Here is a 22,732-nt window from a genome sequence, read left to right as displayed (position 1 = left end):
GGGGAAATGCAATGAGCGTTCGTTATGAACAAGCGGGTGTGAATTTAGAAGCAGGGTACGAGGCCGTATCCCGTATGAAACGTCATGTTGCTCGGACAATGCGTCCGGAAGTGATGACAGGACTCGGTAGTTTCGGAGCGATGATTGATCTCGGTTCGATGAACATGAAACACCCGATTCTCGTGAGCGGGACCGACGGGGTCGGGACGAAACTGAAATTGGCGTTCGCGCTCGACCAGCATGACACGATTGGAATCGACTGCGTCGCCATGTGCGTCAACGATTGTCTCGTGCATGGGGCAGAACCGCTCTATTTCCTCGACTATATTGCGACCGGAAAAGCAGAACCGGCTAAACTTGAGCGAATCGTCGCCGGTGTTGCGGAAGGATGTGTCCAAGCCGGCTGCGCCCTCGTCGGTGGCGAAACCGCTGAAATGCCGGGGATGTATCCGGATGGCGAATATGATATTGCTGGATTTGCAGTCGGTGTCGTGGAGAAAGAAAACTTGCTCGACGGTTCGACGATTCAGGATGGAGACGTTGTGCTCGGACTTGCATCTTCAGGCGTCCACTCGAATGGATTCTCGCTTGTACGTCATATTGTTGAATCACAAGGTCTTCATTATACGGATGAGATTGCGATGCTCGATACGACACTCGGGAACGCCTTGCTGTTGCCGACACGGATTTATGCCGAAGCGGCGAAAGCGGCGATTTCGACAGGGAAGGTTCAAGGGATGGCACACATCACAGGTGGTGGCTTCTATGAGAATGTTCCTCGCATGTTGCCAGAAGGTCTCGGCATCACGTTCGATGCCTCGAGTTGGCCGAGTCTTCCTGTATTCGACTGGCTCGAACAAGTCGGGAACATCTCGAAGCAAGAAATGTTCAACGTCTTCAATATGGGGATTGGTTATATGATCACGGTACGTCCTGAAGACGTGGAACTCGTCGAAGCGGCGCTTGAACGTGTCGGGGAGACCGCGCACCGAATCGGGAAAGTCGAGAGTCGTCCAGGCATCCGGATTTCAGGAGTGGATCAATGAAACGATTTGCTATCTTTGCGTCAGGATCGGGAAGTAACGCCGAAGCGATTTGGCAAGCAATCACCGATGGTCATTTGTCTGCTGAATGTGTGTTGCTCGTGACGGACAAACCAGAAGCTGCTGTTCTCGATCGAGCGGAGCGTCACGGGATTCCGAGTTTTTCGTTTACACCGAAGGCGTACGCGTCAAAAGAAGAGTTCGAGGAAGAAATTCTCGTCCTTCTCCGTACGCTTCGTGTAGACTATATCGTGTTGGCGGGGTATATGCGCTTGATCGGAAATGTGTTACTATCCGCATATCCGAACCGTATTCTAAACATTCATCCATCGCTTTTACCCGCTTTTCCAGGTAAAGACGCGATCGGACAGGCGCTTGACGCCAACGTACCGACGAGTGGTGTAACCGTTCATTATGTGGATGCGGGGATGGACACGGGTCCGATCATCGCACAGGCGTCCGTCGAGATTGAAGGGTGTGACCGCACCGAGGCGACACGTCGTATTCAGACGATCGAGCACCAACTGTATCCGCGCGTATTACAACAAGTGTTGAATCAACAGGAGGTTTTCAAGTGAGAGCATTATTAAGTGTTTCTGATAAAACGGGAATTGTCGAACTCGCAACCGTCTTGCATGAGGCGGGCATCGAGCTCATCTCAACAGGTGGGACCGAGGCGGCGCTTGAGCAGGCGGGATTACCAGTCAAAAACATTTCAGAAGTGACATCGTTCCCTGAAATGTTAGACGGCCGTGTCAAAACGTTGCACCCACTCGTTCACGGGGGATTGCTCGGACGTCGCGACCTTGATACGCATGTCGCACAAATGAAAGATCATCACATCGAACCAATCGATTATGTGGTCGTCAATCTGTATCCGTTCAAAGAGACGATTGCAAAAGAAAATACGACATACGAAGAAGCGATTGAAAACATTGATATCGGTGGACCGAGCATGTTGCGTTCAGCTGCGAAAAACCATGCGAGTGTCACCGTCGTCGTGGACCCGAGTGATTACACACTCGTCGCTGATGAAGTACGTGGAGGTGGTACATCGTTTGAAACACGTCAACGTCTCGCGACGAAAGCGTTCCGACATACGGCTGCCTATGACGCATTAATTGCCGACTACTTAGGTCGTCAAATCGGCGAAACGTTCCCAGAGCAGTTGACGGTCACGTATGAAAAGGTTCAAGACCTTCGTTATGGAGAGAACCCACACCAACAAGCGGCGTTTTATAAGACACCGTTATATGACGGGATGACACTTGCGAATGCGACACAGCTTCACGGGAAAGAGCTCTCGTATAACAATATTCAAGATACGAATGCAGCACTTGAAGCACTCAGTGAATTGACTGAGCCGGCGGCAGTCGTCGTCAAGCACATGAACCCATGCGGCGTTGCAGTCGGACGGACGATTTCTCAAGCGTTCGAACGTGCCCATGCTGCCGACCCGGTCTCCATCTTTGGTGGAATCGTCGCCTTAAACCGTGAAGTCGATCTCGAAACGGCGGATGCCCTTCGCAACATCTTTTTAGAGATCATCATTGCTCCATCCTTTAGTGAGACAGCACTTGACCGATTGAAAGAGAAAAAGAATCTTCGTTTGTTGACGTTAGATATGGGACAGATGACAGGCATGCGCCTCACGGCTGTCGCGGGAGGATTGCTCGTACAAGACGGGGATGACATGACACTCGATGATGCCTCATGCCAAATCGTGACGGATCGTCGTCCGACAGCATCAGAATGGGAAGATTTGAAGCTTGCATGGCGTGTCGTCAAGCATGTCAAATCGAACGCCATCGTCGTCGCAAAAGACGAAACGACGATTGGAATCGGTGCCGGACAGATGAACCGCGTCGGTGCAGCAAAAATCGCTTTCGAACAAGCTGGAGAACGCGCGACAGGCGCGGCTCTCGGAAGTGATGCCTTCTTCCCGATGGCAGATACGGTCGAAGCGGCAGCGGCAGCGGGAATCACGGCCATCATCCAACCGGGTGGGTCGATTCGCGATGCCGAATCGATTGAAGCGGCAAATCGCCATGGTATCACGATGGTATTCACATCAGTCAGACATTTCAAACACTGAGAGGGGTTTGCGTCATGAACGTATTGGTCATCGGTCGAGGAGGACGCGAGCATGCGCTCGCGTGGAAGTTGAAACAAGATGGGCATCACGTCTTCGTTGCACCGGGCAACGACTTCATGGAAGGGATGACGTGTGTGTCGATCCATGAAACAGACGTGGAGGCGCTCGCCCATTTCGCAGAAGAGAACGAGATCGAATGGACGATTGTCGGACCGGAGTCGTCGCTAATGGCAGGAGTCGTGGATACGTTCCGCAACAAAGGACTGAACATCTTTGGACCGACGAAAGCAGCTGCCTTACTCGAAGGAAGCAAGGCGTTCGCAAAGGAAATCATGATGGAAGCCGGGATTCCGACAGCGGAATACGAGGCGTTCACAGAAGCGGAATCGGCGCTTGCCTATATCGAGAAGCTAGGGGCACCACTCGTCGTCAAGGCGGACGGGTTGGCTGCCGGTAAAGGCGTCACGGTTGCATTCACGGTCGAAGAGGCGGAAGCTGCCGTACGTGATATTTTCACGACGGATAAATTTGGGCAACAGTCACAAGTCGTCATCGAAGAGTTCCTCGATGGGGAAGAGTTTTCGCTCATGGCGTTCGTCTCGGGAGAGCGTGTCATTCCGATGATCACCTCGCAAGATCATAAACGTGCCTATGACGGCGACAGGGGACCGAACACGGGTGGTATGGGCGCTTATAGCCCGATGCCACATCTTTCAAAGGACGTGTATGAGGAATCGGTGAAGACCGTATTAGAACCACTCGCGCAGACGATGGTCAAACGAGGCACTCCATTTGAAGGATTCTTGTACGCCGGTCTCATCTTGACTGCGAATGGACCAAAAGTCATCGAATTCAATGCACGCTTCGGTGACCCGGAAACGGAGGTCATTCTACCGAACTTAAAATCGCCGCTCCTTGACGTGATTGAAGCGGTCGTTCGTCAAGAACCGTATCTGATTGAATGGGTCGGTGGATATACGATGGGTGTCGTCATTGCGGCCGAAGGGTATCCGGACCGACCGATCACGGGCCAGGTGTTATCAGGATTTGAGTCGCTTCCGAAAGATGTGCTGGTCTTCCATGCCGGCACGACAAAGAAGGGTGATCAAGTCGTAGGGAGCGGAGGTCGTCTACTTGTTGTGACGGCGACGAAGCCGAGACTGCTTGAGGCGAAAACGGCTGTGTATGCGGCGATTTCACAACTCGATTTACCTGAGACGTTCCACCGAACGGACATCGGGTCACGGGCGTTCACGCAGATTATTTGAAGGATGGGTCAACCCATCCTTTTTTTCATGCGAAAAAAAGGAAATGCCGATATCCTGTTCTACAATAATAAAGTAGCTGGAAGAAGGAGGGTGGTCGGCCTGCGTGTTCAAACAAAATTATTTATTGCGATAGCCGTGAACATCGTACTCTTCATCGGTGTCATTTTATTCGTCATCAAACCGTATTTTGTAGAGAAAAGTATTGAACAGGATAGGGCGATGACCCGCGATCAAATCGAAAGTGTGTCAGAAGTGTTCGCCAATCACCGACTCATGCTCGAACGGATTCTTGTCGATTGGTCAGTCTGGACGAACGCCTATGATTTTGTTCAAAATCAGAATGAAACATTCATTGAAAATAACATGGGGGAAGAGACACTCGAAAACTTGGGGGTCGGCGCAATGATTTTCCTCGACCGTGATCGAGAGGTCGTCTACTCGGAGTTTACTCAATTTTATGAATTAGATCGTGAAGAGGACAAAGAGACATTTACGAACGACTTGATCCGTTACGTCAACTCGTCAGGAATCAAACAAAGTGCGGTGTATGGCACCGATTTCGGTCCAGTCGTCTTCATGAGTCATCCGATTTTGAGAAGTGATGGGACAGGAAAGCCGGGTGGGACGCTCGTACTCATTCAAAAAATCGGTCCAGACTTCATGGCCGCGATGAGTGCCCAAGCAAAAACGAAATTATCGATCAGTCCTCTTTCACACCGGCAGTTGACGGTCGATGAAGACAATCAATTTGCACGTGTCTCGTTACCGCTTCAATCCGTCTATCAAGATGCGAACTGGGAACTCAACTTCTCGGTGAAACGAACGTACTATACCAATACACAGACCATGTTAGAAACGGGGATGCTAGGGCTGCTTGTGCTCGGTCTTGGTCTATTGTTGACACTGTTTTGGTCGGTGAATCAAATTGTCACGAAACGATTGATGGGCATCGTCAACGAACTCAAATGGATCACGAAAGAACGGAATAGTCGGTTACGGATTCAGTTGCATCCAAATCAACAAGACGAGATTGAAGAGATGGCGATCAGCATGAACGAGGTGCTCGATGCACTCGAACAGACACAAAAAGAATCGTTGACGCGTGCCTTCCGAGATTCTTTGACCCGTCTTCCGAACCGCTTGGCAGTCGAAGAGATGTTCGTGAGCTTACCGGACACGACCCGATCGATTGGAGTGATGGGAATCGATCTCGACAACTTCCGCCGGATCAACGATCAATTTGGTCAGCGTACGGGAGATGCGATGCTGACGTTCTTTGCCTCTCGTTTGATGTTTTATAAAGAGGATGGCTTCGTTGCAAGAACCGGAGCGGACGAGTTCATCTTGATTCATTCGGAATGGACGACCAAGGAGCTCATGATTATCGCGAATCAATTAGTGAAAGATTTGCGCGAATGGGGTTTGAAGCAAGGGATGAACCATTTGACCTTAAGTATCGGCATCGACGAATTGACAGGACCCACGCATCATTCCTATGAGGTGATGATGGCGCGACTCGATGTCGTCTTACACGAAGCCAAAGCATCCGGGAAAGATCAGATTCTTTCCTATCATGAGATTGAAGATGGGAGTCACTACTTGCAAGCGCTCGAGATGGAACGTGATTTACGTCATGCGTTGCGTCATGATGAGTTCGAACTCTATTACCAACCAATCGTCTCTCCGCAGCCGTTTCAAGTAAGAGGAGTCGAGGCGTTGATTCGCTGGCACCATCCACAGAAAGGGTTCGTTTCTCCCGGTGTGTTCATTCCGGTTGCGGAGCAACTCGGGCTCATCTCAGATGTGGGACGCTGGGTGCTTGTGCGCGCCATCACTGAGATTCAAGAGTACGCAGAGCGGTTTGATTTGTTTTTATCGATCAACGTATCGAAACGTCAGATTTTAGACGACTCGTTTTTAGAAGCGTTGTAGGAGACGCTCGCTAAGACAGGATTTCCCCCACACCGGTTGCATGTGGAAATCACAGAGAGTGAGGTCGGTGGGAATGTGTATGAACTTCAACAGTTCATTCAAGCGTTAAAGGCCATCGGGGTCAAAATATCACTCGATGACTTCGGTGTCGGGACATCGTCACTTTCATACCTGCAATCCCTGCGTCTCGACATCGTTAAAATCGATCAGAACTTCGTGAAAGGGATTCCGGAGAATAAGTTTGACCGCGCGCTGTTAGAAGGGCTGTATCAAACTTTCCAAACGCTTGGACTCGAGATCGTCACGGAAGGGGTCGAGCGACCGGAACAGCTTGCGTTCGTATTAGAATATAGTGGTTCGCTCATTCAAGGTTATCATTACAGTAAACCGATTCCGGTCGATCAATTGCACCTGTACTTACGAAAAACGGTCATGACTCAAATTTGATGTAGGCGACTCTTCATAGGGAGAGTCGTCTTTTTTTGTGAAAAATTTATGTGAAATTTGTTACAATAGGGAACATAACTTGCGACCCATTCAGAGAAAAGGTAAACTTGAAACAGGGAAAGAAAACGCTTTCAAAACTATTTTTTAATAGCTTTTCAAGGGAAAAGGGAGGATTGGGTTCGATGCCAACAAAAAGAACGGCGCGGGCACCGTGGTCTAAAGTGATGATTCGTTCACAACTTGAAGTCGTAGATCGATTGCGACCACCTTCGCTCGTCTTACAAAACGCAACGTATTTGAACGTTTACGTAAAACAATGGAGAACCGCGAATATTTGGATTGAGGGAGATCGCATCGTGTATGTCGGTCCAGACTTACCAGAATCAGCGGTCGAAACGGTCGATGTGACAGGAAAGTATATTGTACCTGGGTATATCGAGCCTCACGCTCATCCGTTTCAATTATACAATCCGGCGACGTTGTCAAAATATGCAGGAGAGCGTGGAACGACGACGCTAGTCAATGACAACATGCTGCTTTTTTTACAAGAGAAAGAGCAAGCGTTTGCGCAGCTCGATGCGATTCAGCAATTACCGACGAGTACGTATTGGTGGGCACGATTGGATACGCAAACGGAGCTGGACCGAGAGAGCGTGGCTGTCGACTCGGAACGCATTCACGAGTGGTTTAACCATCCGGACGTCGTCATGGCAGGTGAATTGACGGCATGGCCACGCGCCTTGAAGGGCGATGATGAGATGCTTCAGTGGATGCTTGACGCTGAGACGTGCGGTTTACCGGTCGAGGGACATTTTCCGGGGGCGTCGCCGAAGACATTGACTAAAATGGCGTTGATGGGAGTACACAGCGACCATGAGGCGATGACGGCGGAAGAGGCGTTCAATCGATTGGAACTAGGTTATACGACGACGCTTCGACATTCCTCGATTCGTCCGGACCTGCCGGAGATGATTCGTGACCTATTGGCGAATGGATTGACGGCGTTCGACCATCTCATGGTGACGACGGACGGTTCGACACCGGGCTTTTATGAGGACGGCATGCAGGATGCTCTCGTCCGCATTTTGATCGAAGCGGGATTACCGGCCATCGAAGCCTACCGGATTGTCTCTCATAACGTGGCTCGTCATTTTGACCTCGATCATATTTTAGGTGCAATTGCGCCAGGCCGCATCGCGCATTTGAACATTCTAGATGCCATCGAGGAACCGCGTCCGACGGCCGTGATCGCGAAAGGGCAATGGATTTATCGTGATGAAGTATCGCTTTTCCCGAACGAATTAGTGGAAGCAGTCCTCGACATGATGCCGTCGACAGACGTTTCAATCGAGCTTACGCCACAAGACTTGTCCTTCAGCATGCCGGTCGGACTCGACATGATCAACTCGGTCATCATGAAGCTGTTTAAAATTACGCATGACACGGGTCAAGATGAATTACCGCGTGATGGAGACGAATCGTTTCTCATGTTGCTTGATAAAGAAGGGAAATGGCGATTGAACACAGTCCTGAAAGGATTCGCTCGAGATTTTGGTGGACTTGTCAGTTCGTACTCGATTAGTGGGGACTACTTGATTCTAGGAAAATGTAAACAAGATATGTTACAGGCGTTCAAACGAATGAACGAACTTGGAGGCGGGATTGTCCTCGTAGACCAGGGCGAAATTGTTGCGGAGATTCCGTTGCCACTCTGTGGGATGACGTCGACGGAGCCACTTGAAGTGCTCATCGGTCAAGAGAAACAGCTGCGAGACGAGCTCATGGCGAGGGGCTATCAGTTCGAAGACCCGATCTATACATTACTATTTTTAGCGTCTACCCATTTGCCGTATGTTCGGGCGACACCTCTCGGCATTTACGAAGTCATGAAGAAACAAGTACTATTTCCTGCGATTTTGCGATGAATAGTTGAGTCCAAGGCGCCCCTGCTTTAGAATGATAAAGAAGTATGAGTAGAGAGGATGCTTGCGGATGCAACTCGATAAATTACGAGGTCGAGAGCTTGATCAATTGTTTGAAGCGATTTTGAAGCTCGAGACACTCGAAGACTGTTATCAATTATTCGAAGATTTAGCGACTGTTAATGAAATTCAAGCACTTGCGCAACGACTTGAAGTGGCGCGGCAAATTCGTGAAGGAAACACGTATCATAAAATTGAGGATGCGACAGGCGCCTCAACGGCCACGATTTCACGTGTGAAGCGATGCTTGAACTATGGGACAGGCGGATACGATCTCGCTCTTGAACGTCTACAACAAACAAAAGGTGACTCGTAAGAGTCATCTTGTTTTTGATGGAGGGGAGGGGCGAGATGCAACAGAAATTCATGAAACAGAACTTACAATTGTTCTTTCGAAATTTAACACCGGTTCAAACACTCGTATTAATTTATAGTGCGGCAGCGATTTTATCAGTTTTGCTTCTCGCCTTACCAATCGCCCACAAGCCCGGAGTGACGATCACATTTACCGATCTTGTCTTCTTTGCGGTGAGCTGTGTCAGTGTCACCGGTCTGACACCGATTGTAGTCACCGATACCTTCTCCACGTTCGGCTTATTTATCATCCTGTTCATCGTCCAAGTGAGCGGTGTCGGATTGATCAGTTTGCACGTCATCATGTGGATCTTACTTGGGAAACGAATTGGGTTTAGGGAAAGACAACTAATTTTACGCGACCAAAACCAGACGTCGATGTCTGGTATCGTCAAATACATCACGGAAATCGTCATCACCGTAATCGCCATTGAAGCGGTCGGTGCCGTCTTGCTCGGGGTCCATTACTTAAATTATTTTGATACCGCCGGAGAAGCCTTCTTGCAAGGATTGTTCGGGTCGGTCAGTGCGACGACGAATGCCGGGTTTGACATTACGGGAAGTTCGCTCGCACCATTCCGTGAGGACCCGTTCGTCATCTTTACACAAATCGCGCTCATGACCGGTGGTGCCATCGGATTCCCGGTGCTTGTAGAAATTCGAACGTACTTGGTGAGCCGAATCACTCGAAAACGTCATACGTTCCCAAGTCGATTCTCTTTGTTCACGAAATTGACGGTTTCAACCTTCTTTATTTTGATTGCTGTCGGTACGGTCGGCTTGTTCATCTTTGAATACAACAATGCCTTTAAAGACTTGCCGCTCTGGTTGGCACTTTCGGATTCGTTGTTCCAATCCGTGACGACACGAAATGGTGGTCTATCGACGGTAGATGTCAATCTATTCTCTGAAGCGAGCATGTTGCTTCTGTCCATCCTTATGTTCATCGGGGCGTCTCCATCGTCTGTCGGTGGGGGGATTCGGACGACGACGTTTGCTGTAGCCGTTCTCGCTGTCATCGCCTTCATTCGCGGGGACTCGTCCATTAAAATTTTCGGTCGTGAAATCGTCCTTGAAGATATTTGGAAAGCGTTCGTGATCATTACGGTCTCGCTTGCCGTGTTACTATCAGGTGTCATGGTCATGGCTTATTTTGAGGATGCTTCGTTGACACGAATCTTATTCGAGGCGTGTTCTGCGTTCGGGACGACGGGCCTATCCGTCGGATTGTCCTCCGAATTTAGTAACGTTGGAAAATGGGTGTTGACGATTCTCATGTTCATCGGTCGGATCGGCGTCATCGCCTTCATTCTCATCCTGCAACGGAGACAACCGAAGCGGATGTATAACTATCCGAAAGAATCAATCATCTTAGGATAAGGAGATTGTCATATGAAAGCATTTTGGATCAACTTCGGATACGTCTTTATTGTTCCGGTTCTTCCGTTTATCGCCATCGTCAATGGAACGGCACTCTGTTCACCGGACTCGCCGCTCCTTGACATACCGGTGCTCGGATTCTTTTTAGCGAATCCGCTCTGGTTCGTCCCCGTTTACGGTCTATTCGCCTTGCTTGTTGCGAAATGGTTGACGGATCGGGAACGGAATCGTACGGCACGTTCGTGACTTGCTTCGGCAAGTCTTTTTTTGTTGGGGAGTTGCACGGGAGGAAAAAAATCGATACACTAGAGAAGGATTCGATAGGAGGGAATGAGTTGGAATTTCAGACGTGGCGACATGTGTTTAAACTAGATCCGAATAAGGAACTCACAGATGAGGCGCTCGAGGCCCTCATCCATTCTGGGACCGACGCCTTTTTGATTGGAGGGACGGATGGAGTTGATGCAGAGAATACATTTGCGCTATATGCGAGAGTCCGAGATGCCGGGATTCCAATCGCACTTGAGATTAGTCATCCTAGTCAAGTCATCCACGGATTCAATCATTACTTCGTGCCCACCGTGCTGAATGCAGGAACTCCGGAATGGATCATTGGACATCATGCTCGTGCGTTTGAACGATACGGCCATTTCTTTGATGCCCGTCTTGTAACGGCTCAAGGGTATCTCGTCTTGAACCCGGACGCGAAAGTCGCTGACGTGACGGAAGCACGATGCGATTTGACGATCGAAGAGTCCGTGGCATACGCGGAAGTTGGACATCACTTGTTCCGTCTTCCCTCGCTCTATATCGAATATAGTGGACGACTCGGGAATCCTGATGTCGTCAAAGAGATTCGTTTGGCGTTACCTGATGCACATCTCTTTTACGGTGGTGGCATCGAGGGAGAAGAGACGGCACGATTAATGGGTGCACATGTCGACACGATTGTTGTCGGCAATATCATTTATGAAGACTTAGCTGGAGCACTTGCGACTGTAGGAGCACTCCGATAAAATAAGAACAAACGTTTGGAACAAGGAAGGAAACAATTATGTATAATCTTAGCGAAGAATTAGTCAAAGGGATGAACCCGGAACAAGCAGAAGCGGTGAAGCATACGGATGGCCCGCTGTTGATTATGGCGGGTGCAGGGTCTGGGAAGACTCGTGTCTTGACCCATCGTGTCGCCTATTTGATGGCGGCGAAGCAAGTGGCACCGTGGAACATTTTAGCGATCACGTTCACGAATAAGGCAGCACGAGAAATGAAAGATCGGATTGCGCGTCTTGTGGGTGGTGTCGCCGAGGACATTTGGATTTCTACATTCCACTCCATGTGTGTCCGGATTTTACGACGTGATATCGATCGCATCCGCTATGACCGGAGCTTTTCTATTTTAGATGCCTCAGATCAATTGACAGCGATCAAACAGGTGTTGAAAGAATTGAACCTCGACCCGAAGAAGTACGAACCGCGTACCCTTCTCGGGATGATTTCAAATCATAAAAATGAGCTGCGTACGGCGAAAGATGCGGCTGCCCTCGTTGGGAACAATCCGTACGAGCGAATCATCTCGGACGTCTACACAGCGTATGAGAAAAAGTTGAAACAAAATAATGTTCTCGACTTTGACGATTTGATTATGAAGACGATTCACTTATTCCAAGAAGCGCCGGATGTGTTGGCGTTCTATCAGAAAAAATTTAAGTACATCCATGTCGATGAGTATCAGGATACGAACCGTGCCCAATATACACTCGTCAAACTTCTCGCGCAGGCACATGAGAATTTGTGTGTCGTGGGGGACTCGGATCAGTCCATTTATCGTTGGCGCGGTGCCGACATCGCCAACATCTTGACGTTCGAGAAAGATTATCCGAGCGCACATGTCATCTTGCTCGAACAAAACTATCGTTCGACGAAACGGATTTTGGAGGCGGCGAACGGTGTCATCCAAAACAACGCTTCCCGCAAAGATAAGAACTTGTGGACTGAAAATGACGAAGGAGAGAAACTGTTACTCCATGTCGCATCGGACGATCGCGACGAAGCGTTCTTCATCATGAACCAGATGAAAGAGCTGAAGATGGAAGGGATGGACTACGGACAGATGGCGGTCCTTTATCGGACGAACGCTCAATCACGTGGACTCGAGGAGATGCTCCTCAAGTCGAACATCCCATACAAAATGGTCGGCGGGACGAAGTTCTATGAGCGAAAAGAGATCAAGGACGTCCTCGCATACTTGCGATTGATTGCCAACCCGGATGAGGACATCTCGTTCGTTCGCGTCGTCAATGAGCCGAAACGCGGAATCGGTGCCGCGACGATTGATAAACTAGGTGACTTTGCAGATATGCAAGGCGTCTCACTTATGGATGCGATTCGTGACATCGAATTGTCAGGCATCGCCCCACGCACTGCGACGAAACTCGCGGAATTCCGCCAAATGATGCTGGATTTACGGCAGATGGCGGACTACCTCTCCATTTCAGAACTCGTTGAGGAAGTGTTGAAGAAGACAGGTTATGAAGAGATGCTCAAAATCGAAAAGACGCTTGAGGCGGAAAGTCGACTTGAGAACTTGCAAGAGTTCTTGTCGGTCGCCCAAAACTTTGAGAAAGAGAGCGATGAACAGACACTTGTCGCCTTCCTCACAGATTTGACGCTCGTCTCAGACCTCGATTCACTTGATGAGGTCGATGAGTCACATCAAGTCACCCTGATGACGTTGCACTCGGCGAAGGGACTTGAATTCCCGGTCGTCTTCCTGATTGGAATGGAAGAAGGGCTCTTCCCGCACAGCCGTGCCTTGAATGACGAGGAAGAGATGGAAGAAGAACGTCGTCTCGCGTATGTCGGGATCACCCGTGCCGAGAAGCGTCTCTATTTGACACGTGCTCAGTCACGAATGCTATACGGTCGCTTCCAAAACAACCCAGAGTCGAGATTCTTGCATGAGTTGCCGGAAACGTTGTTAGAGCGGTCCGGTAAGGCGAGAAAACCAATGCCATGGAACCCGGTCGAGTCACCAGGGAAGTTACCAGTGAATGGCTTTAGTTCGAAACCGAAGCCGAAACTCGCCCAATCATCCGGTGCCGAAACAGTCGGCTGGAGTGTCGGCGACAAAGCGAATCATAAAAAATGGGGACAAGGGACGGTCGTTCAGACACGTGGTGAAGGCGACCAACTCGAAGTCGACATCGCATTCCCGGAAGTCGGGATCAAGCGCCTATTGGCTAAATTTGCCCCTATCGAAAAAGCGTGAGGTGAGAATATGGAGATGGCAGAACGCGTAGAAGAGCTACGTCAAACGTTAAATCAATATGGTTACGAGTATTACGTACTCGACCGTCCGAGCGTGCCGGATTCGGAGTATGACCGATTGATGAACGAATTGATTCAAATCGAGACTGATTATCCTGAACTTCGAACACCGGATTCTCCGACGCAACGCGTCGGAGGGGCTCCGCTCGACGCATTTGTCAAAGTGACACATGACACGCCGATGCTCTCGCTTGGAAACGTCTTCTCGAAAGAGGAACTTGTGGAATGGGTGGAGCGAATCGAGAAAGATCTCGGCTACACACCGACATTCGTGGCGGAACTCAAATTTGACGGACTCGCCGTTTCGTTAAAATATGAGAATGGTCGTCTCCTTCGTGGTGCGACGCGCGGGGACGGGACGACGGGTGAGGACATCACACAAAACTTGAAGACGATTCGTTCCATTCCCCTTCGATTAAATGAGGATGTGACGTTTGAAGTACGTGGTGAGGCATACATGCCGAAACGTTCGTTCGAACAATTGAATGATGAACGAGAACGTGTCGGCGAGCCACTTTTCGCAAATCCGAGAAACGCTGCTGCCGGTTCACTTCGACAACTTGACTCAAAAATTGCGGCGTCGAGAAACTTGGCGTTTTTCGCTTACGGTTTGGTGTCGCAAGACGATCTCGTTGCGTCACACGACGAGTCACTCGATTATTTGAAACGACTTGGTGTCGCTGTGAGCGGAGATTATACAACATGCCAGACAGCGGATGAACTGTGGGATTACATTGAGACATACGTGACGAAACGGAGTGACCTCCCATATGAAATTGATGGGATCGTCATCAAAGTGGCCGGGTATGAAGAACAGGAACAACTTGGTTTCACCGCTAAAAGTCCCCGCTGGGCCGTCGCGTACAAGTTCCCGGCAGAAGAAGTTGTGACGACGATTGAGGACGTCGATTTCAGTGTCGGACGTACAGGGAAAGTCACACCACGGGCGCGATTTGCTCCGGTTTCTGTGGCAGGTTCGACCGTGACGTATGCGACGCTTCACAATGAAGATTTTATAAAAGAAAAAGACCTTCATATCGGTGACCGAGTCGTCATCAAAAAAGCAGGAGACGTCATTCCGGCCGTCGTATCGGCATTGGCGAGTGAACGGAGTGGGGAAGAGCGGGTGATTGAATTCCCAACGCATTGTCCGGCGTGTGGGTCGGAGTTGATTCGACTCGAAGGAGAGGCGGATCATCGTTGCGTCAATCCAGAATGTCCGGCTCAACTGCTTGAAGGACTCATCCATTTCGTGTCGAGACAAGCGATGAACATCGACGGGCTCGGCGAGAAAGTGATCACGCAGCTTCACGAAGCAGGGCTCGTCCATAATGTGGCCGACCTGTATCGCTTGGACCGAGATGATTTACTTGGACTCGAGCGCATGGGCGAGACGTCAGTGACGAACTTGCTCTCAGCAATCGAACAATCGAAGCAAAATTCATTGGAACGGGTGCTCTTCGCCCTCGGGATTCGACTCGTCGGACAAAAGGCCGCTTCTTTAATTGCAGAACGGTTCGAGACGATGGATGCGATCATCGCTGCGACAGTTGAAGAGTTGACATCCATCGATGGCATCGGGACGAAGATGGCCGAATCGATTGTCCTCTATTTAGAAAAACCAGAAGCACGTGAACTCGTCAAAGAATTGGCGGAATCAGGTGTGAACTTATCATTCAAAGGAATGAAGCGTCCAACGACTGAAGGGGCACCGCTCTCTGGGAAGACAGTCGTATTGACGGGGAAATTGCATGAGATGACACGTGGCGAGGCTGGGAAGCAGCTTGAACTCCTCGGCGCGAGTGTGACAGGGAGCGTGAGTAAAAACACAGACTTGCTCGTCGCCGGTGAAAAGGCAGGTTCGAAGCTGGCGAAAGCCGAATCTCTCGGAATCGAAGTATGGGATGAAGCCAAGCTGCTCGACTTTTTAAAGGAACAAGCATAAACGTTCGCTTCGGCGAACGTTTTTTTCGGAAATAATTTGGATTGAGCAGGTTCGCACAAGCGTGTGAGGGGTATAGATTAACTAAATCAAAATGCTAATATATTTTTGCGAGAGTTTCCTTTGACACCATGACTTTCACACACACATTCCTCTCATTCCTCTACGTGGTGAACGTCGTCATCGGAACGATTGCGATTCGAGCGCTTGTTTTCACCTTAGAGGAGGGACCAACATCATGACACACAACATCCAGCGCTTCGTTGCCGTATTTACCATCCTCATGTTCCTTTCAACCTTATTTGGGGTGCCCACCGCCAAAGCGGACACGACCACGTTCCGGTATATCCAAGTGAATTTGACAGATGAGGAAAGCGAAACATTATATGAATCAAGTCTTGTCTATGAAGGAATCACGTATTACGGGGTCCGTGAATCAGCTGACGTTTGGCGATTTATGATTGATGCGGAAGTAGTAGACGACTCGTTGATTGACCTCATCACGCTCTATGATGCGGAAGGTGTACCGTATACGTTTTCTCCACACACTGTCACGGAAGCCTATCCTGTCGAAGTGGAGGAACCGCCTGTAGTCACAGAACCAGACCCATCAGAAGAGGTGACGACTGAACCGACGTTACCGAAGCTCGCCGTTAAAGCAATCAACATCGCCGCAGTCGACCGAGCCGTTGTCGGAGGCGAAATATCGTATACGTTCATTGTAGAAAACACAGGAGACACGCCGATGACGGTGACAGAATTCTCTCATGAGTATGTGAGCGGAGACATCGATCATCAATCAATCGAATCGTTCAATCAACACGTATTTGATCGTTTGCATGAATTAATAGGAGAAGACGGTCTCTTGCCGGGGGAACGGGTGGAAGTGACAGAAGTTTTAGCGATTCAGATCGGATATTCGTTCGACGCTCATCCTGAGATCGGCAGTGTCTTTCGGGTGACCGGAGTGGATGAATTCGACCGGGTTGTCACGTCAGAAAGTCAACAAATTATCCTTTTGCAAACACCAGACTTCACCGTGAATGCAACGGTTGAGAAAGCGACCGTTCAACCGGGAGAGCCCGTTCGTTATACGTATACGATAACCAATCCTTCGAGAGTCACCCTGTTTTTAGCGAAAACAGTTCTTACATGGCCAAGCGGTGCCTTGACAAAAGAAGAACAACACCTGGCAAATCAACGATTCGCAGAGCTAGTCGAAGCGATTCCTGCCTTCAGAGACGGTCTCGGTCCGGAAGAAGAAGTGACGTTCTCGTTTGAGCTTCCGCTCCTCACATCTTATGATATGAGAGCCGGGGCTGAATTGATTCAACGTGCCACATTCACCTTTGAGGTGGATGAAGGGATTGCGGTTACTCACTCTGTCGACGTACCGGTAGCAGTGAAGCAACCTGTTCCGGTAAAAGAAGAGCCGAAACAAGACGCTAACAAACAGAAGACAGAGGTGAAAACCACACCACCTGCCGTGACAGTCGTTGTCAAAGAGAGTGGAGCGAAACGAGTCGAGCACATCGATGAAGCCGATTCGTACGCACAAGGCGTACTTCCGATGACAGGCGAAGCGGATGATTTGTGGCACGTCATGCTCGGTACACTTCTCTTCGCGTCAGGACTCCTACTGTTGATTCGTCGCAACCACCCGTCAACGAAACCATAAATCGACATCCCTTCTCGTTCATTCGAGAAGGGATTTGTTCTGATTCCGCTTCGATACTTTTTTCGTGGAACGATTTTGTTATAATGGACAAAGTGAAATAGGAAACGATGTTCAAAGGAGCTAGACATAGATGAAATGGAAACAACTCGTCATCCCGACAATCGCCTCTGCGCTATTGTTGAGCGGATGTTCAATGAAAATACCGATGGGTGAAGAAGAAGCGACACCAACAGGGGACGAAACAGCGGCCGAAGGCGTCACACAAGCGATCGAAGCCCGTGACTCTTACTACCAGATGGTCATTCCGTTCAAACCGGCGGCGGCGAGAGGTCTCGCCCAACGTCAAGTCAGTTCATCGTTAGAACTCGAAGAAGTCGAACTCGGTCTCATGCGTCATTCAACGGACGCGTTCGACCCGGAAAAGTTCGCTTATCAAGAGGGACAGCTGTTGAACGCGGAGGATGTGTCCCGTTTACTTGCACGGAAAGATAAAAGTAATGAAGGATTGACACCCTTGAACCCGGCATATGCGGATGGCAAGGCAGAAGTCGAAGACGACAAGTTTGTCGACGCAAACAAGAAGTCACCACTTTATTTAGCTTCCATTGTCGAACAGAACTATATGACGAAAGAGGACAGCGGGTATCAGGTTGGAGGCGTATCGTTTGCACTCATATTGAACCGTGAGTATGTCTTCCAAGCACCGAACTATGGTCCGACGTACACCGTCAAACTCGATCAAAAGAAAGTGATCGCAGAAGGGGAACGTATGGCGAACGAGCTCGTCTCCCAATTACGGAAGCGGGAAGACTTTAAGGATCTCGATATCAATGTCGCGCTCTATATGAAATCGACACAAGGTTCACCGACACCGGGGAACTATATCAAATCGGCCTTCGTTGGGACGGCGGATCAGGTCAAATCGGACGACTGGAAAGCGATCGATGAGAAGTACTACTACTTCCCGTCGACATCAGCGACGTCTGACGTACGCGAGGACGCTCAGAAGTTTACGCTCTTCAGCGATCGGATCGCAGACCTTTTCCCGGACTATAGCGGGATGATTGGGAAAGGTTTTTATCAGAATGGAGATTTATCGAGAATGGAGATTGATATCCCGATTCAGTTTTACAGTCGCGCTGAGCTCGTCGGATTCACACAACACGTTGTCGGCTTGCTTGAAAACCGTTGGGAATATAATCGGAACGTTCCGGTTCGAATTAACGTGACATCCCTCGGTGGAGACCCTGAAGTGACCATCGTGTTCGAGGACGGAATGGATAGTCCGAAAGTATACTTCTAAAGGAGGAGAGGTTCGTTTTTTTGAAACGAATCTCTTCTTTTTTTCGTATGAAATGTGAAAGGATAATCTTTGACCTTATTTGACCAAATGAGTAGAATAGAGTTAACAGAAACGGGAAAGGGATAGGTGAGGTGAATCCATATGGCTAAAAACTATTACGATGAGCTTGGTGTTTCCAAAGGAGCGACCGAGCAGGAGATTAAACGCGCATACCGGAAACTGGCGAAACAATACCATCCGGACGTCAATAAAGATCCTGGGGCACAGGATCGCTTCAAATCGATTCAAGAGGCGTTCGACGTGTTGAGCGACCCGGAGAAGAAGGCGAACTATGATCGATATGGCAGCCCAGATGGACCGTCATTCGGACAAGGGTTCGGAGGCGGTGGGGAGGCTTACGGGGAAGGCTCATCTCAATTCGAGGATCTCTTCCGACAATTCGGCGGTGGGTCACGTACGACGTCGCGGACGTTCGGGTTTGAAGATATGTTCGGAAGCTTCTTTGACCAAGCGGTTGACGAAGACTTGGATGAGACCGTTCGTGTCAACATCCCGCTTAGTCAATTGACGAAAGAGTCGAAAGTTAGTCTGCGTCTTCAAACGGGTACCGTGAACGTCAAAATTCCACAAGGTGCTTATGAAGGTCAGAAGTTGCGCTTGAAAGGAAAAGGAAGCCGGGTCGGACAATCGGGAAACCGAGGTGATGTATATGTCGAACTTCACTTTGCCGATGACGATACGTATCGTCGCGAAGGAGAGCACATCGTGACAGTGAAGCGTTTGCGACCGCTTGAGTTTTTAGACGGGACGAGCGTCATCATTGCGACACTCGACGGGGGACGCGTGAAGTTGAAAGTGAAACCGGGAAGCCGTCCGGGACAACGGATGCGTATTCCGGGCCGAGGTGTCATGACCGGTTCGAAAGTACGGTCGGACTTGTTCGTGCAGCTCGAAGTCGACCTGCCGCTTGATGAGACGTACCGGGCTGTATATGAACAAATCGAACGTTAATGGATAAGGAGGAATCGTGATGGACTTTAATCGTTTCACCGATAAAGCACATGAATGCATTGTCAGTTCACAAGCGTTAGCGAAACAGTATCATCATAGCGAAATCAATGAGTGGCATGTATTGGCCTCAATGATTTCACAGACGGACGGGATTGCGCCGTTGCTGTTTCAAAAAATGGAGATCAACGTGTCAGAGATTGAAGGAGAAGTCGCGCTTTCTCTGAAACATGCGCCGAAACTCCAAAACCCGACGACACCGATGATTTCAGCCTCTCTCTTAAGCGTCTTGACGACTGCGGAACGAGAAGCTACGGGGATGAATGATGAGTACGTATCGGTCGAACATATTCTACTCGGTATTTTGTTGAACAGCAGTCAGGCACAGACGATGCTCGAACGTAAAGGTGTCACCGAAGAACGTCTCCGTGAGGCGCTCGTCGCCGTACGAGGCAATCGTCGGATTACTTCGAAGTCGCCTGAAGCGACGTATGACGTCTTGACGAAATACGGACGAGACCTCATTCAAGAAGTGAAGACCGGGAAAATCGATCCGGTCATCGGACGGGATAGCGAGATTCGTCGTGTCATCCGGATTTTGAGTCGGAAAAAAAAAAACAACCCTGTCCTCATCGGAGAACCGGGTGTCGGGAAGACGGCGATTGTCGAAGGGCTCGCCCAGCGTATCGTTCGTGGAGATGTACCGGAAAGTTTGAAAGACAAAACCATCTTCAGTCTCGATATGAGTTCCCTCGTTGCCGGTGCGAAATATCGTGGGGAGTTCGAGGAACGTCTACAGGCCGTCTTGTCCGAAGTGAAAGAAGCGGAAGGCACCATCATCCTCTTCATCGATGAACTGCACACGATTGTCGGGGCAGGGAAGTCGGAGGGGTCGATGGACGCCGGGAACATGTTGAAACCGATGCTCGCCCGAGGCGAACTGCATTGTATCGGTGCGACGACACTTGACGAGTATCGTCAATATATCGAGAAGGACCCGGCCCTTGAGCGGCGTTTCCAACAAGTACTTGTCGCTGAACCGGATGTCGAGGATACGGTTTCCATCTTGCGCGGTTTAAAAGAACGCTTTGAGATTCACCACGGGGTACGCATCCATGACAACGCCCTTGTTGCCGCGGCTGTATTATCCAATCGCTATATCACCGACCGTTTCATGCCGGACAAGGCAATCGATCTCGTCGATGAGTCGTGTGCAATGATTCGAACAGAGATGGAGTCGATGCCAGCTGAGCTTGATGAATTGGTCCGTCGGGTCATGCAGCTTGAAATCGAAGAGGCGGCTCTTAAAAAAGAGAGCGATGCCGCTTCCATGAAGCGACTTGAGGCGCTCCAACAGGAATTGGCCTCTATCCGTGAACAGTCTGATTCGTTACGTCTCCGTTGGGAGAATGAGAAGGAGTCGACGCACCGCGTACAACAAATCCGTGGAGACCTTGAGAAAGTACGTCTCGAGTTACAAGAGGCAGAGAGTCGCTATGATTTGAACCGGGCCTCGGAACTGAAATATGGACGAATCCCGGAACTTGAGCGGGAACTAGAAGAAGCGGAACAGTTGGCGGGTTCGGTGACGCGTGAACTCGTGCGTGAAGAAGTGACGGAAGAAGAAATCGCCGAGGTCGTCTCGAAATGGACAGGGATCCCGGTGACGAAACTGACAGAAGGAGAGCGGGATAAGCTTCTCAATCTAGAAGCGGTTTTGCATAAACGTGTGTTCGGACAAGATGATGCGATTCGTCTTGTCAGCGATGCAGTCATTCGAGCACGTGCTGGCATCAAAGACCCAAACCGTCCGATTGGTTCATTCCTTTTCCTCGGACCGACGGGGGTCGGGAAGACAGAACTCGGGAAAGCGCTCGCGGAAGCGATGTTTGATTCAGAAGACCATATCGTTCGGCTGGATATGAGTGAATATATGGAGAAACATGCCGTATCGCGTCTCGTCGGTGCCCCTCCTGGCTATATCGGTTACGAAGAAGGTGGACAGTTGACGGAAGCGGTTCGCCGTAACCCGTACTCGGTTCTCTTACTCGATGAGGTCGAGAAAGCGCATCCGGACGTCTTCAATATCTTGCTACAATTGCTCGATGATGGTCGATTGACCGATTCGCACGGGCGCATCGTCGACTTCAAAAATACGATTGTCATCATGACGTCGAACATTGGGGCGGACATCTTGCTCGAAGCGGCGAAAGATGGCGTGATTGATGAGGACGAAGAGCGTCAAGTGCTCGACAAACTCCGTCGTCATTTCCGTCCTGAATTCTTGAACCGGGTCGATGAAACGATTCTGTTCCATCCCCTCACGAAAGATCAAATCGGTCAGATTGTCGAGAAAGCGGTCGGACGGATGAGCGAACGGCTCACGACACGCTCGATTTATATCGACATCACCGATGCAGCCAAAACGTTCGTTGCTGACGAAGCATATGAACCTCAATTCGGTGCGCGACCGATCAACCGGTATGTACAACGGACGATTGAGACGAAACTTGCCCGTAGCATCCTCGCTGGAGATGTCGAGGATGGGCAAACGGTCATCATCGATGTCGAGAACGGGGCGTTGACGTTACGCCCATCGACAGTCAATGCATAAAGAAAGAGGAATCCAAAATCGGATTCCTCTTTTATGTACGCCGACGCTTTCTTCTCAAAATTAAATAACTGATCCCAATAAAAATGAGGTAGAGTACCGTCCCAAAAAATGAGTTGAATACCCATGGAATTGTTCCCATGAAGCTGGCACGGGTCGCTTCTTGGAACCAGAGCAGTAGCCAAAAGAATAAGCCAAGACTCGTTGCGAGAAACAAAAAATCCCGTCATGCCTTGTTTCGTCAATTGCTTGATTCCGAACCCAAGTAAAGCCGTAACAATGAAAATTGTACCTAACCCAATATAGAACAATCCGTCAATCGGTAAAGTCTGCACGGACACACCCTCTTTTCACCATCA

15 protein-coding genes and 1 pseudogene are annotated in these 22,732 nt (G+C 49.7%); all 16 read left to right on the top strand.

The genetic code is table 11. The features are described from left to right. The first annotated feature begins 11 nt into the window (after positions 1 to 11). The 16 genes and pseudogenes from purM to clpB all read left to right on the top strand — a co-directional run bounded on the left by purM (position 12) and on the right by clpB (position 22,376). Positions 12 to 1,046: a phosphoribosylformylglycinamidine cyclo-ligase gene (gene purM / locus BBB58_RS14505; protein WP_074037834.1), complete on the top strand. Its 1,035-nt coding sequence runs from the start codon at positions 12 to 14 to the stop codon at positions 1,044 to 1,046. Further along, positions 1,043 to 1,621, top strand: a complete 579-nt coding sequence (gene purN / locus BBB58_RS14500) for a phosphoribosylglycinamide formyltransferase (protein WP_074037833.1) — start codon at positions 1,043 to 1,045, stop codon at positions 1,619 to 1,621. The genes purM and purN overlap by 4 nt, the downstream gene beginning before the upstream one ends. Further along, positions 1,618 to 3,138 carry a bifunctional phosphoribosylaminoimidazolecarboxamide formyltransferase/IMP cyclohydrolase gene (gene purH, locus BBB58_RS14495; protein WP_074037832.1) on the top strand — a complete coding sequence of 507 codons (1,521 nt, stop codon included), beginning with the start codon at positions 1,618 to 1,620 and terminating at the stop codon, positions 3,136 to 3,138. The genes purN and purH overlap by 4 nt, the downstream gene beginning before the upstream one ends. 14 nt (positions 3,139 to 3,152) lie before the next feature. Then, positions 3,153 to 4,406: a phosphoribosylamine--glycine ligase gene (purD, locus tag BBB58_RS14490; RefSeq protein WP_074037831.1), complete on the top strand. Its 1,254-nt coding sequence runs from the start codon at positions 3,153 to 3,155 to the stop codon at positions 4,404 to 4,406. Positions 4,407 to 4,409: 3 nt separating this feature from the next. Then, positions 4,410 to 6,785: pseudogene (locus BBB58_RS14485) on the top strand (bifunctional diguanylate cyclase/phosphodiesterase). Between the two features lie 182 nt (positions 6,786 to 6,967). Beyond that, a complete protein-coding gene (locus BBB58_RS14480; protein WP_074037830.1) occupies positions 6,968 to 8,710 on the top strand; it encodes an adenine deaminase C-terminal domain-containing protein in 1,743 nt (580 codons plus the stop codon). 67 nt (positions 8,711 to 8,777) lie between these two features. Further along, positions 8,778 to 9,083: a YerC/YecD family TrpR-related protein gene (locus BBB58_RS14475; RefSeq protein WP_015880718.1), complete on the top strand. Its 306-nt coding sequence runs from the start codon at positions 8,778 to 8,780 to the stop codon at positions 9,081 to 9,083. Between the two features lie 35 nt (positions 9,084 to 9,118). Continuing rightward, positions 9,119 to 10,501: a TrkH family potassium uptake protein gene (locus tag BBB58_RS14470; protein WP_074037829.1), complete on the top strand. Its 1,383-nt coding sequence runs from the start codon at positions 9,119 to 9,121 to the stop codon at positions 10,499 to 10,501. Between the two features lie 12 nt (positions 10,502 to 10,513). After that, entirely contained in the window at positions 10,514 to 10,747 is a 234-nt protein-coding gene (locus tag BBB58_RS14465; protein WP_074037828.1) for a hypothetical protein, read from the top strand. A gap of 89 nt (positions 10,748 to 10,836) precedes the next feature. Then, entirely contained in the window at positions 10,837 to 11,517 is a 681-nt protein-coding gene (pcrB, locus tag BBB58_RS14460) for a heptaprenylglyceryl phosphate synthase (RefSeq protein WP_074037827.1), read from the top strand. 38 nt (positions 11,518 to 11,555) lie between these two features. Beyond that, positions 11,556 to 13,772 carry a DNA helicase PcrA gene (gene pcrA / locus BBB58_RS14455; protein ID WP_074037826.1) on the top strand — a complete coding sequence of 739 codons (2,217 nt, stop codon included), beginning with the start codon at positions 11,556 to 11,558 and terminating at the stop codon, positions 13,770 to 13,772. A gap of 9 nt (positions 13,773 to 13,781) precedes the next feature. After that, entirely contained in the window at positions 13,782 to 15,776 is a 1,995-nt protein-coding gene (gene ligA / locus BBB58_RS14450; RefSeq protein WP_074037825.1) for an NAD-dependent DNA ligase LigA, read from the top strand. A gap of 235 nt (positions 15,777 to 16,011) precedes the next feature. Then, the gene (locus tag BBB58_RS14445; RefSeq protein ID WP_074037824.1) at positions 16,012 to 17,451 is read left to right on the top strand and encodes an LPXTG cell wall anchor domain-containing protein; all 1,440 of its coding nucleotides are present in this window, start codon (positions 16,012 to 16,014) and stop codon (positions 17,449 to 17,451) included. 130 nt (positions 17,452 to 17,581) lie between these two features. Beyond that, positions 17,582 to 18,754 carry a CamS family sex pheromone protein gene (locus BBB58_RS14440; protein WP_074037823.1) on the top strand — a complete coding sequence of 391 codons (1,173 nt, stop codon included), beginning with the start codon at positions 17,582 to 17,584 and terminating at the stop codon, positions 18,752 to 18,754. Positions 18,755 to 18,895: 141 nt separating this feature from the next. After that, positions 18,896 to 19,765 (top strand): DnaJ C-terminal domain-containing protein, encoded by an 870-nt coding sequence (locus BBB58_RS14435; RefSeq protein ID WP_074037822.1) that lies wholly within the window; start codon positions 18,896 to 18,898, stop codon positions 19,763 to 19,765. A gap of 19 nt (positions 19,766 to 19,784) precedes the next feature. Then, positions 19,785 to 22,376, top strand: coding sequence for an ATP-dependent chaperone ClpB (clpB, locus tag BBB58_RS14430; protein WP_074037821.1), 2,592 nt, complete (start codon positions 19,785 to 19,787; stop codon positions 22,374 to 22,376). Positions 22,377 to 22,732: the final 356 nt, after the last annotated feature.

Source organism: Exiguobacterium profundum (genome assembly GCF_001909285.1).
Taxonomy (GTDB): Bacteria; Bacillota; Bacilli; order Exiguobacteriales; family Exiguobacteriaceae; genus Exiguobacterium; species Exiguobacterium profundum.
Note: the sequence above shows the minus strand (reverse complement) of the source record. Positions and strands in the feature narration are given on the sequence as shown.

Excerpts from the sequence above, each read along its gene's own strand:
- purM (WP_074037834.1), top strand. The coding sequence starts at position 12 with ATGAGCGTTCGTTATGAACAAGCGGGTGTGAATTTAGAAGCAGGGTAC.
- purN (WP_074037833.1), top strand. The coding sequence starts at position 1,043 with ATGAAACGATTTGCTATCTTTGCGTCAGGATCGGGAAGTAACGCCGAA.
- purD (WP_074037831.1), top strand. The coding sequence starts at position 3,153 with ATGAACGTATTGGTCATCGGTCGAGGAGGACGCGAGCATGCGCTCGCG.
- BBB58_RS14480 (WP_074037830.1), top strand. The coding sequence starts at position 6,968 with ATGCCAACAAAAAGAACGGCGCGGGCACCGTGGTCTAAAGTGATGATT.
- BBB58_RS14475 (WP_015880718.1), top strand. The coding sequence starts at position 8,778 with ATGCAACTCGATAAATTACGAGGTCGAGAGCTTGATCAATTGTTTGAA.
- BBB58_RS14470 (WP_074037829.1), top strand. The coding sequence starts at position 9,119 with ATGCAACAGAAATTCATGAAACAGAACTTACAATTGTTCTTTCGAAAT.
- BBB58_RS14465 (WP_074037828.1), top strand. The coding sequence starts at position 10,514 with ATGAAAGCATTTTGGATCAACTTCGGATACGTCTTTATTGTTCCGGTT.
- pcrA (WP_074037826.1), top strand. The coding sequence starts at position 11,556 with ATGTATAATCTTAGCGAAGAATTAGTCAAAGGGATGAACCCGGAACAA.
- ligA (WP_074037825.1), top strand. The coding sequence starts at position 13,782 with ATGGAGATGGCAGAACGCGTAGAAGAGCTACGTCAAACGTTAAATCAA.
- BBB58_RS14445 (WP_074037824.1), top strand. The coding sequence starts at position 16,012 with ATGACACACAACATCCAGCGCTTCGTTGCCGTATTTACCATCCTCATG.
- BBB58_RS14440 (WP_074037823.1), top strand. The coding sequence starts at position 17,582 with ATGAAATGGAAACAACTCGTCATCCCGACAATCGCCTCTGCGCTATTG.
- BBB58_RS14435 (WP_074037822.1), top strand. The coding sequence starts at position 18,896 with ATGGCTAAAAACTATTACGATGAGCTTGGTGTTTCCAAAGGAGCGACC.
- clpB (WP_074037821.1), top strand. The coding sequence starts at position 19,785 with ATGGACTTTAATCGTTTCACCGATAAAGCACATGAATGCATTGTCAGT.